The 12,447-nt window shown below is 57.7% G+C and carries 9 protein-coding genes; 6 read left to right on the forward strand and 3 right to left on the reverse strand.

All coding sequences use genetic code 11. The features are described from left to right. Positions 1–249: 249 nt before the first annotated feature. The gene (locus ACVOLV_RS20795) at positions 250–2,163 is read left to right on the forward strand and encodes an ATP-dependent nuclease (RefSeq protein WP_481556022.1); all 1,914 of its coding nucleotides are present in this window, start codon (positions 250–252) and stop codon (positions 2,161–2,163) included. Between the two features lies 1 nt (position 2,164). Further along, complete coding sequence (locus ACVOLV_RS20800; RefSeq protein ID WP_481556023.1) at positions 2,165–4,060, forward strand: ATP-dependent helicase; 1,896 nt, start codon at positions 2,165–2,167, stop codon at positions 4,058–4,060. 89 nt (positions 4,061–4,149) lie between these two features. On the opposite strand, the gene ACVOLV_RS20805 is transcribed toward ACVOLV_RS20800, so the two are convergent. Together ACVOLV_RS20805 and ACVOLV_RS20810 are read right to left on the reverse strand one after the other, a co-directional pair. Next, positions 4,150–4,653, reverse strand: a complete 504-nt coding sequence (locus ACVOLV_RS20805) for a PIN domain-containing protein (protein ID WP_481556024.1) — start codon at positions 4,651–4,653, stop codon at positions 4,150–4,152. After that, a complete protein-coding gene (locus tag ACVOLV_RS20810) occupies positions 4,634–5,716 on the reverse strand; it encodes a helix-turn-helix domain-containing protein (protein WP_481556025.1) in 1,083 nt (360 codons plus the stop codon). The genes ACVOLV_RS20805 and ACVOLV_RS20810 overlap by 20 nt, the downstream gene beginning before the upstream one ends. Positions 5,717–5,815: 99 nt before the next feature. On the opposite strand from ACVOLV_RS20810, the gene ACVOLV_RS20815 reads away from it, so the two are divergent. The 4 genes from ACVOLV_RS20815 (at position 5,816) to ACVOLV_RS20830 (ending at position 7,454) form a co-directional block, all read left to right on the forward strand. Further along, positions 5,816–5,989 (forward strand): hypothetical protein, encoded by a 174-nt coding sequence (locus tag ACVOLV_RS20815; protein ID WP_312226580.1) that lies wholly within the window; start codon positions 5,816–5,818, stop codon positions 5,987–5,989. An 85-nt stretch (positions 5,990–6,074) separates the two neighbouring features. Next, the gene (locus tag ACVOLV_RS20820; RefSeq protein WP_481556026.1) at positions 6,075–6,353 is read left to right on the forward strand and encodes a hypothetical protein; all 279 of its coding nucleotides are present in this window, start codon (positions 6,075–6,077) and stop codon (positions 6,351–6,353) included. Between the two features lie 46 nt (positions 6,354–6,399). Continuing rightward, positions 6,400–7,191, forward strand: coding sequence for a toll/interleukin-1 receptor domain-containing protein (locus ACVOLV_RS20825; RefSeq protein WP_481556027.1), 792 nt, complete (start codon positions 6,400–6,402; stop codon positions 7,189–7,191). Between the two features lie 20 nt (positions 7,192–7,211). Next, positions 7,212–7,454: a hypothetical protein gene (locus tag ACVOLV_RS20830; RefSeq protein ID WP_312226583.1), complete on the forward strand. Its 243-nt coding sequence runs from the start codon at positions 7,212–7,214 to the stop codon at positions 7,452–7,454. A 646-nt stretch (positions 7,455–8,100) separates the two neighbouring features. Here the strand turns inward: ACVOLV_RS20830 and ACVOLV_RS20835 are convergent. Next, the gene (locus tag ACVOLV_RS20835) at positions 8,101–11,928 is read right to left on the reverse strand and encodes a hypothetical protein (protein ID WP_481556028.1); all 3,828 of its coding nucleotides are present in this window, start codon (positions 11,926–11,928) and stop codon (positions 8,101–8,103) included. Between the last annotated feature and the right edge of the window lie 519 nt (positions 11,929–12,447).

The following is a 12,447-nucleotide window of genomic DNA, read 5'->3' on the forward strand; positions in this document are numbered from 1 at the left end:
CAGGAAGCCAATGATCTGCTCTTCGGAAAAGCGCTTCTTCATGTCCAATCTCCGTCTCGTTGGGGATTGAACTCCAAATCGCCGCGCTACTCAAAATCGGGGGAACGTCGGAGCACCCGCAGGGTGTTAACCTATTGAACATACGATAGCCGTTTAATTGCACCCAGCCTAGGCGGCGTTGCAAGACCTGCCAAACACTCGTGAACATGGGTAATCTGCGAACTTCAGGAGAAGCGCAGGGGGCGCAAGATGCACATCACTCGTGTAAGGATTAGGAATTTCCGCTCTATTGCAGACTTGGACTTGCCTCTGAGCAGGTCTACCGTTCTGATCGGTCCCAATAACGCTGGCAAGACTGCGATTCTGGAAGCTCTCCGGATCTCTCTTACGCGTCGATGGGGTCAACGGGGAACTGGGTTCAACGAGTACGACATCCGCCTCGATAGCGACGAAGCTGATCCAAAGCTTGCCAAACCCATCGAGATCGAAGTCGAACTCGCCGAGCAAGAACCAGATGAGTGGGGCGAGGACATTCACAACGAACTCACCGACATCATCAATGTCGATCCAGAAACTGGGTGCGGGACCATCATCATGCGCACCACGTGCTCTTGGGATGGCGCTCAGGAAAGCTACGTCCCTGAGTGGAAGTTCCTCAACTCAAGCCGTAGTCCGCTGCGGGGAGCAGGGGCAAGAAGCATCAACATGACCCGATTCTTTGAGTACATCCCTGTCTTCTACCTTGACGCGCTTAGGGACGCGAAGGACGAATTTTCAGCCAAGTCTCAGTTCTGGGGAAGGATCCTGCGCGCCGTTAACATCCCCAGCTCTCTCGCTCAGCGCGCTGAGTCAATCTTCGACATCCTTAACAAGCGATTCCTTGCCGCTGACCCGCGTGTGGAACGCGTTTCTAAGAATTTGCAGGGTATCAATGGCATCGCCAGTGAGGACAATCCGGGCGAAGTTGCAATACGAGTTGTCCCCTTCAAGACTTGGGACCTCATCTCACGATCTCAGGTCATCCTCAAAAACACTGCAAGCCATCCATGGCTTCCCTTGAATCAGCATGGTAGGGGTGTCCAGAGCCTTTCGGTCATCTTCGTGTTCCACGCATTCGTCCAGGAACTTCTTCGCGATCTATTTCGCGATGGCTCGGAGGCCTTTCTTGCCCTTGAGGAGCCCGAGACACACCTTCATCCGCAAGCGACGCGGACACTTTGGCGTCACGTCAGCGCCCTACCCGGTCAGAAGGTCGTAACTACTCACTCGCCGTACTTCGTGCAGCATGTTCCGTTCCGAGATCTTCGCCTGGTCAGAGGCGGAACGTCAGGTACAACCGTTGCCTACCTGCCAGAGAAATTTGAGGCGGACATACCTAGTGCTCCGCCTCTAGCTGCTTTCGTTGCCACCCGCGATCACCTAACCTTCGACGCCAGTCGCTCCAAGCTCATTGTTCACGGAAAGCTTGAGGACGGGGATTACAGGAAGCTCTTACCTCTCTTTGTTGGGCATCCTGAGCAGGCGAAGATCAACCAAGCTCTCGCGGATCTGAAGAATCGCTCCGCCAACTTCGTTTCGGACGAGGTTCTATCTGCTCTCGACGAGTTCGCAAGACGCATTCGAGGAGAGATCTTCTTCGCTAAGAGGTGGCTTCTCGTCGAGGGACAGAGCGACTACCTGCTCTGCCACGCCATTGGTGAGGCTGCAGGCTACTCTTTGGATGCCCATGGGGTCTCCGTAATCGACTGCAAGAACAACGGCAATCCAACCCACTTTGCGGTGATTGCCCGTGCACTTGGTATTCCCTGGCTGGCGATCTTTGATAACGATTCTGCCGGACGAGACTACATGTCCTCTCTCGGTAAAGCGGGCTTCACCCAAGCACAGCTCGACGCGAGATGCGCGCTACATGCTCACGGTGACGTAGAGACCCAACTCTTCAGACAAGGCGGAGAAGCGCTCATGCGCGAAGTTGGTGCAGCAATTGGGGTACGAGATGCCGCCACCGCATCTGAAGCTGACCTATTGGCGAACATCAAAGCAAAGAAGAAGGTCGAGTCTGCGGTGCAGATTTGCGCCCGACTGGCAAACAACCCTGCACTACTACCGATAATGCCGCAAGCCTTCACCGATGCGGTTCGAAAGATGAGAGGCTTGAACTGACATGACCAGCTCCAACGAAAAACTGCAGCCAGCGCAGCTGCTCGCAGTCAATTGGGACGATAATCCACTACTCGTTCTAGCCGGTCCGGGCACCGGCAAGACAATGGTCCTAACCTCCCGTATCGCAAGACTGATTGATGAGTCCCCGGATGAATCCTTCCGCGTGCTGGCACTCACTTTCACGAATAAGGCAGCGAATGAGATGCTGGAGCGCGCGCATGCGCTCTGTCCTGCTGTCGACGAACGCGCGTTCATCGGAACCTTCCATTCCTTCTGCATGCAGATACTTCAGCAGCATGGTTCGCACATCGGTATCGAGCCAGGCTTCTCCGTCTATTCGCAAGATGAAGATCGGAGGGAACTTCTGAAGGATGCAATGAGGCGCAAGTCCATACCCGGGACCGAGGACGCTGAGCGCTTTCTGCGCATCATTGACAAGCTCAAGGGCATGCTCGTTCCACCAGAGGAAAGCGCGGAGAAATTCCGTGATCACGATGAGGGTCTTGTCGCTGCCGAGATCTATGGTGCGTATGAGGAAGAGCTTGCACTGGTCAACGCGCTCGACTTCAACTCTCTCATCATGAGGTCGTATCAGCTCATTAGCAGGTACGACGGCATCGCGCAGCGGTACAGGAAGACCTACAAGTACTGGATGCTTGACGAGTTCCAGGACACCAATCCAGCACAGTACAAGCTGCTTAAAGCACTGGCTGGAGAGAAGTTTAAGAATGTCTTTGTCGTAGCAGACGACGACCAGATCATCTATCAATGGAATGGTGCAAGCTTTGCGCAGCTCCAGCGATTCCGCGCCGACTTCTCCCCCCAACTAATCCAGCTACCAACCAATTTTAGATGCCCGGCACCGATCGTTAACGCGGCAAACAACCTCGTAAGACACAATTCTGCGAGAACCTCGACGAAGCTCCCCCTCACAGCGGGGAAGCTTCAAGGGCATGTGCCTGCCAGTCACTCCATCCTGCTCGGCGCTTACGCTTCCGAAAGGGATGAAGCGAATGCCGTCGCCTCAATGATTAAAGCGAACGGATCAATGATCTGGGGTGAGACAGTTGTGCTCGCTCGTAGTCGAGGGGGACTTGAACTGGTGAAGGAGGCGCTGCAGGCTCAAGGCGTCAATGCAGCAGTCGCGCAGAGAAGAGATGATTTCGCTAGCGCACAGTTCCGTTGGCTTCATGCGACGCTTCGGCAGATCGTGCGTCCCCAAGACGTACGCAACTTCTCAAGCATGATCAATGCCTTCAATCGCTGGTGCGGAGCGATCTACTCAGCCGAGCTGATTTGTGCGCAGGCTGGCGCGTCAGGTCGTAGCTTCCTGAGCGAGTGGCTAAATTCCATGACTGCATCTCAGCAGAGCAGCACCGTCATTACTGCTCTTAACCAACTCGTGCTCAACCCGACCGGCTACAAAGCATTCATTTCTACCTGCGTCGACACGTTCGATCCTAAATCGTCCCCTGACGGAGTGGCGTTAGACTTGGACGAGGATAGTCGAGCTTGGAAGTCTCTGGACAGGTCTATTGCCCAACAATATGGCAAGAGCCTCAGTCTTGAGGAGTTTCTTCAGCATATGTCCCTTCAGAGCAAGGAACCACCTGCGCGCCCCCAGACCGTCACGTTGATGACCATTCACGCAGCCAAGGGAGCTCAGTTCTCTTACGTCTATCTCGTGAACGCTTGTGAGGGAATGCTTCCATCCTTCCAAAGCGTCAAAGCCGGCGACACCAGCAATGAGATGGAGGAGGAGAGAAGGAGTTGCTTCGTGGCTATAACGCGAACCAAAGAACAACTTGTGATCACTTGGCCGCGGTCCTATCGTGGGTACCGCAAGCAACCATCTCGCTTCCTAACTGAAATGGGATTTGATCCATCGAAGATCTAGCATCTTGCATGGTCCCTCCTCAGCCAGGAGGGGCCATGACATTTGCGCTTCCCCGTACGGACAAACGTCGGTTCCGAGCGTTGTCGTAGCTAGCGCAAATCGTGCTTCTCCTGCTGCCACCGTTCGACTTGGGCCTGGACATCATCCCATGGGAGGCGGCTGCCATCGCGTCGCATTGCCTCATAAGCGGCAGCCACTCGTTCCACGGAGACGTGTTCCCTCAACAGCGCCTCAATGAGCCAAAGCGTGCCGTGGAGTTCGATCCCTTCGGCGTCGGCGGCGGCACGCAGAGGGCCGTCGCCAGACAATAAAGCGCAGCCCAAGGTTCTCGCCAAGGCCAGCGCAAACAGGTCATTGACGCTGGGTCTCTGGTAACGCAAGCGCAGCTGCGTTACGTACTCCACAGCTGCCGCTGGTTGGGGCAGGATCTTAAGCCCCAGTCCCGGCAACACACCGTGATGATCGGCCAGCTCTTCTACGTACAGGGTGTCCGGAACACAGAAATCCCAACCAGGAAGGCGGAACATATCCTCCAGCAAGCCGCCGGCCGCCAGATCGATGATGATGTTGGCATCAGTGACAACCAGCTGCATCGGTCGCATCCATGCGGCGGCGTGCGCGCAGGCTCACCAAGGTTAGTCCCAATAGCTCAGCGGCCTTGGATTCACCGATCAGATCCTCGGCCAAGGCCCGGTACACTAGTTGTGCGAACCTTAGCGGGCATTCCTTGGTATAGGCACTCCCGGGTTCGTGCTGGCGCCAAGTTACTCCTCCCTCGCTTTGCTGGGAGAAGAACTCCCAATGCCGCCGTGCAGCTGCTTTGTTGAGGATTCCCAAATCCTGTGCGCGGTAGAGCCATCCATTCATGCTCAAGCCCCACTCGTGTTTGAGCAAATACAACTCGCGTGGCTCGATCCACGACCTCGAGGTCCCCAACAACCTGAGGGCTTCCTGTTTGGGAACAAGGAAGGCGCTGGCGAAGCGGTGGCAGGCCCGCTCCTCGTCGAGGTCTGCTGATAGGCGGCCATGCAACATCAGATGCCCTAGCTCGTGCCCCAGCGTGAAACGCTGGCGATCGCCGGGCCAATCTTGACCCACGACTATCACGGTATGGCCATTGGCCCGGGCCACAAGGCCGTCGAACTTTTTCCCCCCATCGTGGGGGGTGAGGATGACCTTGATGCCTTCCTCTTCCATCTTGTCGATGAGGTTGCCGATCGGCCCGGTTCCCAGTTGCCAAGCAACGCGAATCCGATCGGCCAACGCATCGATTTCCTCATGAGTATGGATCTGAGAGGGGAGCCCCTTAGGCAGGGCAAAAGCCTTAGGCCAAGAGGCCGGGATAACCGCCTCCAGCTCTAGCCAGCGTTCCAGCTTCTCCCGCACGTCTTCCAGTGCCTTGGCCTCTTCCTGCACTGAGAGCTTGGCGTGCTTACGGAAGTCCACTTCAGTCAGCTCGATGCTCGGCTGCCGGAAGAAGTATTCGGTGCGTACGCCCAGTGCCTTGGTCAGGCGCAACAAGGTCTCCGAGGACGGCTTGATTTGATCCCGCTCGTACTTCGAGATGGCCATAGCGCTTAGCCCCACGCTCTGTGCCAACTCACGCAGGGAGATGCCGGCCGCTAAGCGGCCTTGTTTGATACGTGATCCCAACATTGCGCACCCTCGGTTTACGGCATTCCAACCCTATTGACACAGTGTAAACCACGGGAGTAGGGTTTACATGAATTAAATTTACAAGGAGAAATGTAAACCATGGCAACCAACCCTCCCAAAGGGGACGGACACCGCAATGGCGCCGTCCGTGATCGCAGTCAGATCTACAACCCCCAGAACGAGCGCTGGACCAAGCGTGATACCGACACTGGGAAGTTCATTGACCAGAAGGCCGACCCCAAGCCGTTCAAGGGTGTCCGCAAGGAACGCTAGACCGCCATCAAACAGCCCTGCATGCCAGCCGGAGCCCGGGAACTCCGTTTCCCGGGTTTTCCCGAATTCCTCAGGACATCGTCACATGCAACGCTTAATTGAGTTCATTGAAACGGAATTGCAGATTGTCGAAGCGGTGTTGAGCCGTCGCATCCGTAGTTTTGTTCTGCTTCTTGCGGCAATTGTCGTCCCGCCGGTGCTGATATTGGTGGCCATGCGCATGCTCGCGGCATCGCCCGTGCAGGGGCTGGCACAGGGCTTTGGCGCTGTCTTGCCCGTGCTGGGCCTGGTGCTGACGCTCAAGCTGCTCTTCCTGGCGACGCAGACGTACCTCAAGGATCGGGCTGCATTGCTCAGGTTCTGACCGCCGCCTGTTGCCCGTACCTACTCACCGAACCTAGGAGTGAAACTTGGCACGCTTTAATGTGAATGAGCTCAACCGAAAGCTGCGGGAAGCCCAGCGCCGGGCCGAGCAACAAATTCGGCAGCAGGTCGACCAGATCAATCGTGCCAACAAGCGCGCTGTCGACCAACACAACCGTAAGGCCGAGGCCCACAATCGACAGGTCGTGGCGAACATCAACGCGCGACTGCGCGAGGAGGAACGGCGCGTCGATGCCCACAACCGGCAAGCGATCGCTAGTCTCAATGACCACAATCGCCGCGTGCAGGCTCGTGACCGGCAACGCATCGCCATGCTGAACCAGCAGTTGCGATCGACATCCTCCGTGGTGCGGTACACGGAGCCCGAGCTTCGCTTGGCTGATCGGGTCCATGAGGCCGTTTCGACGATCGACCCACGCGAATACGACACCTTCCTCAGTTATGCCCGCATCGATGGGCATTCCGCGGCCAGTGCATTGCGAGACCACCTGGAAGCACTTGGTGTGGCGGTCTGGTTCGACGAGGTGGCCATCGTCCCAGGTCGCAGTCAGTCGTTGCAGATGGACGTCGGGTTGCGCAAGGCGCGTTCGGGAATCGCACTGCTAACGCCAGCCTATCTGGCCGGGCGTTTCTGGACGGAGCGCGAATTGGGTGCATTGTTGAGTAAGAGCACGCTGATCCCGGTTCTGGACAACGTTACGTTCGACGATGTCAGACAGTACAGCGGCATTCTGCCCGACCTAGCAGGATTCTCAACTGCATCGGACAGCATTGAAGATATCGCGCACAAGATCGCTGCGGCGGTACTTCCGGAGTAGAGATCAAGCGAGGACGTGTCATGGCAAAGATGGAGTTCTACGGCCCCAGTGGCAATTACTACTACGGGAAGTTGAAAGACGGCGGAAGAATCGACATTTACGATCCGCAAGGTAATTACTGGCACGGCAAGTTGAAGAGTGTCGGCAGGATTGACTTGTATGACCACACCGGTCGGTACTACCACGGCAACCTTAAGGCCGGCGGCAAGATCGAGATCTACGATGACAGGGGCGGCTACTATTACGGCAAGCTCAAATCCTGATGGCTGCGACAGCATCGAGCTTGGCACTGCGTACAGGACTTGATTCGAGTCGATTTTCGCTGCTCAATTTGGGCCGTGCGTGTGGCGCTCCATGTTGGAGATTGCGCGGGGTCCCTGCTTGCCTCGTTCCTCGCTGACGGCGAGTGGTCTGCCAAGTTGGTTAGCTACCAGTTGCTGGCTTTTCCAGTTGTTAGGTTCCCGGTTTGGGTTGTTCTTCTGGGCGCATACTTCGACTTTCGGGGCTGTTGGCAGGGGAAGGCTCATGCTCAATGCGGGCACGGGTATGTCTAGCAGTTCATCCAAGCCGAACTGACTTCGCCAGTCGGCTTAACTCAAGCTTTAGTTGATGTCCGCTTCTGTCCGGAAGCGGACGTTGACCCAACTCATAGCCCAGCGAAGCTGCTGTCCAGTTTTAGGGCTAGGGTTGTACAACGGAGGTGGGAAGAACCGCTTCCGGATCAAACCGGGCGCCGTTCCTAGGAAATCCCAACTTACGAACGATTTACCAGTAGTCTACCGCCGAGGGATTCTTGCTCAGGCGAACTTTGTCGCCGCTGCGCGTGACCGGAACAACGAGAAATTTGCTCCCGCCCTGGCCCGACACCGTTCGTTCGTCTGCCCATCTAGGCTCGTGAGTCGCCGTCTCCTATTCGAACCGCTGCTCTCTCGCGTGGTGTTCGGACTCCTCTTGCCTGCACTCACGCTCGATAAGTAGATCGAGGTCCGCGACCGTCTTCGCTATGAGCGCCCTGACCTCAGGCGATTCATGCGTAATCAGCTCGCGAAGCGCTTGCTGACGGGCCTCGATAATCGGAATGCGTGAGTTCATCCAACTGCTCGGCACAGCTTGGCATTTAGCGAACTCGATCAGGCTCGACTTGTCGGGTACGACTTCCAGAAGCGTCTTGAAGTGCATACTGAGTAGAACTGTGGGTGTCGAATCATCGTCCTCCATCGATCTGCCTTTTGCGTCGTAGACACGGATATTACGCGCAACGAATTCCTGACGTTGAGCGTCCTCCCCGCACCACGTCAGGAGTCGATCGATGCATGCGAGGTTCAGCGACGGCGACCGGTCACCGGAGCGCTGCCGGAACAGCCATTCAACCGCGTCAGACTCGGGATCATGACGTTCGATTTCGAGTAGTGCATCGAGCAGCATCTCCGGACGTGCCTCGATGAATGACGACAGCACCTCGGAGTAATTCGGCCGGGACAGTCGATACTCCTTGACCCTGTCACAGAGCACGCCAACGAGCCCGGCCACCTCTTCTTCGGGCGCACCAGGACCAAGCGCTACTACGATCAGCTTGCCTATGCCGTGATGGGCAGGCCGGTTCGCGTCGGTGGCCTGATCACGCAACAGGTGATCCAATGCCGTTCGAATGGCCGACAAGATCTCAGGCCCCGGGATGTAGTTCCAGTCAGCCCTTGCGTGTAGCCGCATGATGAGAATGTCAAAAGACGAGTGGTATCCCTCTGGCAGGCGGCAGACTGCGTTCGTAAGCGCTGAAAGCTCCAAGTCAGACATAGTTTGATGACGTCTGCCATGACCAACCCCCTCAAAATGAGCCGCGGGCACACTGCCTTGGCGAGCGACCTCGAGCAACCGCGCGCTCACCCACGGCGTGATCGGTATAGCCAGAAGTAGCCAGACGCTGTACGGCTTGAGCTTGGGCTCCGCCAGAAACTTCTCGTGAACTCGGGGCAGGAGGGCCGCGTCGCGCTCCGCGGTCGCCGACAAGTAGCCTTCGATGAAATCGATGCTGGCGCGGTCTGGGGCATGTGCTTTGAACGACCGGATCAACACCTCCGCCAGGGCTTCCAGATCTCCGTGGGTTTCGGCATAGCCGTAACCCAGCCAAGCGACCGGTCTCATGCGAGTCGCCCAGATCTGCCGCGCTAGGCGCTCGAAGAGGTCCCGGTCGGAGGCGAGCGATCGCCCCAAGACGAAAACGCGCTCTCGCAGTTGCATCACTCCCACTTCGTGGTCGTGGTCCCTAGGATGGGGGCGCGACCATTCGTTGACGAAGGCGTAGGCGCGGATCTCCGATTCCAAGTCGGAGGGTGCCGCCATAGATTGCAAGTCCTCCAGGCGCCGCAATACAGCCGGATCAAGAGCCGCGCCGTCGTACTCGAGGGTCTTACCGATGGCCAACCAAATCGCAGGCCACCCCCCGCCTGCACCATACGTTGCTACCAAGGATTCCAGGGCGCTAAAGCTGCCGGCAGAGGTCCAGAGTTGTCGAAAATTTTCTGCGATCAGCGACATCGCCCACTCGCATGAGTCATCGTCTGACTCGAGTACCGGCTTGAGCAGCGCGAGAAAGCCGTCATACCAGTCGCGCAGCTCCTGCTCGGTCTTGGGGGTCCAGCCGGGTCCACGGTCGCGCGCGCCGAACTGAAATCCTCCGAAAGATGTCCACGGCCCCGCCTCAAAGGCTGCTCGGAACAGCTCGCCGGCGATCTCACGGTCACGAGGCTCGCCGCTCGCAAGCAGCCCCCGAACAAGAGTCTGACGCTGCGCCGGGCTAGCCATGGTTCCGGATAGATATAGCTGATGGAGTTGGCGCAATCGGCCCACGACACTGTTGTTGTTCTCTCCATGACGCTCAGTCCGAGCGATGCTGAGCAGGATATTGGCCGAACGGTCGAAGGCCTTGTCGTCATAAGCCAGATCGACGAGGAGCCTGATAAAGCGCTGGATGTTAGGGTTTGCGCGGTCGGCGAACCCGGGAATGCGTGCCGATTGTTCGATCGCAGCAAGAAGAACGTCCGGGAAAATCGGAGCCAAATGGTTGAGAACCACGAGGTGTTCCTCGCTGAGTACCGCGAGGTTGGCTAATGGCGCGCCCGGCTGAACCCAAGTGAGCGCTAACTCGCGGGCGCGTCCGTTGTTGTGGAGGTATCCCAAGCGGTGGGCACAGGACTGGAGTAGCCGGGTGTTCCCGGGCTTCAGAAGCTCGCGGTTGATGTCCTCCGATTCGTAATCGTCTAATGCGCGCCGTGCGAGCCGGTTTGCGAAGGCATGCGGCAACACGGCGCGCCAGCTGCCTCGTTTCTGGGCGAGCTGCCTGCGCAATAGCTCAGCTTGGGCACGCTGCAGGTCCGCACGTGGGACCTCGGATATCGCCGACAGGATACCGAGCTCATCCCCGTACTCTTCGCGGGAGACGTTGAACGAGTAGACCAACGACAAGACCGTTGCTGCCCGGAGCAGGTCCGCCGACTCGCCTTTGCGCTGCTGAAACAGTCGCAGGAAGAGCTGTTCGTCATTAAAACTCGTTAGTGTTTCGTCCGCCTCCACCCGGTCAGCGAGCGCCAGCGCCAGTCGGGCGTTGCCTCCGGCGAATTCGGCGATACGTGCTGCATTGAATTGGTTGAGCTTGGGATGGCGCCGAAGAAGGAGCGCTGTAACTGTATCCTCGCTACCCGGCTCGATATGGATGACATCGGTCTCCTCCGGTCGGTCGTCGGAGATGTCGTACTCGATGGTCAGTAGATGCAGCGGGGCGGTGCTGGCACTGAACTGTTTCTGCAGCAATCGGTGCGTCTCTGGAGGGCAGTTATCCAGAACGACGTAGCTCGCCAGCTTGTTGGCGATGAGGTGGGTGACCACAGCTGATGCCGAAGGCATCAGGTCTTCACCCAGATCAGCGTAGAGAACGTCGGTGGCCGGCAGCGCGTCGTCTCCTACGTTCTCCTCGAACAGCGCTTGTGCAAAGCGGGTTTTACCCACGCCTGACAGTCCGGTAATGCGGACTGCGCGAGAGCCGGACCGCAGCCGCGCCCGCGCCAATTCTAGGCCCTCCATGATCGTCATCAAGTTCTTATCGTTGGAGCTTCCATCAATCACGCAGGGATGCGCGTCGGCCAAAAAAACGTCTTTATCGGCCTTCGGTGTCGAGGCCCAGCGACCGTAGGGTCGCCACCCAGCCAGCGGCTTGCCAAGCTTTTCCCGCGCCCAGAGCGCAACACCTGGATGGCTCTTCAGCCACAACGCCAGCCTGTCGGCTCCGTAGAAGTCCAAGTACAGTTCCCTGTCCGCACCATAGGTCTTCAGCGCCTCCTCCATGCCGGCGAGACGCTCCTTGTACATGGTCGCCGAGCAGCTGTCTTTGCCGCTGACAATGATGTACGCCCCCTTCTCATCGGCAAGTGCCTTGATCGAGTCCTTGAGCTCACCCTCCTCGAGCATTTCGCGTTTGCAGCTCCCGCGGCTCATGCTGTGTTTCTTCACCTGGAACCCGGTGTGCGTACGTAAGACAAAGGCTGGCCGCTCGAGAGGGCGTACGGTCGCGACGCTAACGTCCAGTCCGCCATCAGCCGCCTCCTGGGCCCCGCCGGCCTGCACACTCGACCGGGGAATCCCCTGCTCGCGAAGCTCGGCTTCCGCTAGTCGAGCGACCAGCTCTCGTAGCTGGCCGTCATCTAGGGCGGTGATATCGGCAGCAGCTAGTTCAAGGAAGTCCATCAATCTCTCGAAGTTTTGGGTGCGGGGCCTCTCGACCATAGTGCCGAGGGGGCGACTCGGATTGTAGGGGCTCGCCCGATGCAGGTTCGGAGCTTCGAGTCGACGGGTGGATTGAACAAGGTCAGACCCCCCGGACCTTCTTGGCAAGCCGGGGACTGATCCGAATGGTGCAGCTTTCTTTGAGTTAGTGTGCCGCTTGTCGGTCTCGACTATTACGCCCGTAGCAAGCTCGAACTGGCTTCAGCAAACGGCCCAAAACCCAAATCCAATGCTTGGGGTGCATGCTAGGCTTTCAAGGGCGCACAGAATCTCGCAGTTATGGAGGGGCCCGAGCCGTGCCAGATGGTCGCGGGGTCTTCCAACGCAGTTTGAAAAAAGGGCACGGTCTACGTCCGCTTCTGGCCGGAAGTGAATCGCCCAGGATTTCGTAGACACCTCGCAGCCATAAACTATGGCTTAGGCGGAGGTGGTTATGAGCACGAAGCGTTATACGGATGAGTTCAAGATCGAGGCGGTTCG

This window comes from Stenotrophomonas sp. STEN023 (assembly GCF_056760135.1).

Excerpts from the sequence above, each read along its gene's own strand:
- ACVOLV_RS20795 (WP_481556022.1), top strand. The coding sequence starts at position 250 with ATGCACATCACTCGTGTAAGGATTAGGAATTTCCGCTCTATTGCAGAC.
- ACVOLV_RS20800 (WP_481556023.1), top strand. The coding sequence starts at position 2,165 with ATGACCAGCTCCAACGAAAAACTGCAGCCAGCGCAGCTGCTCGCAGTC.
- ACVOLV_RS20805 (WP_481556024.1), bottom strand. The coding sequence starts at position 4,653 with ATGCAGCTGGTTGTCACTGATGCCAACATCATCATCGATCTGGCGGCC.
- ACVOLV_RS20810 (WP_481556025.1), bottom strand. The coding sequence starts at position 5,716 with ATGTTGGGATCACGTATCAAACAAGGCCGCTTAGCGGCCGGCATCTCC.
- ACVOLV_RS20815 (WP_312226580.1), top strand. The coding sequence starts at position 5,816 with ATGGCAACCAACCCTCCCAAAGGGGACGGACACCGCAATGGCGCCGTC.
- ACVOLV_RS20820 (WP_481556026.1), top strand. The coding sequence starts at position 6,075 with ATGCAACGCTTAATTGAGTTCATTGAAACGGAATTGCAGATTGTCGAA.
- ACVOLV_RS20830 (WP_312226583.1), top strand. The coding sequence starts at position 7,212 with ATGGCAAAGATGGAGTTCTACGGCCCCAGTGGCAATTACTACTACGGG.
- ACVOLV_RS20835 (WP_481556028.1), bottom strand. The coding sequence starts at position 11,928 with ATGGACTTCCTTGAACTAGCTGCTGCCGATATCACCGCCCTAGATGAC.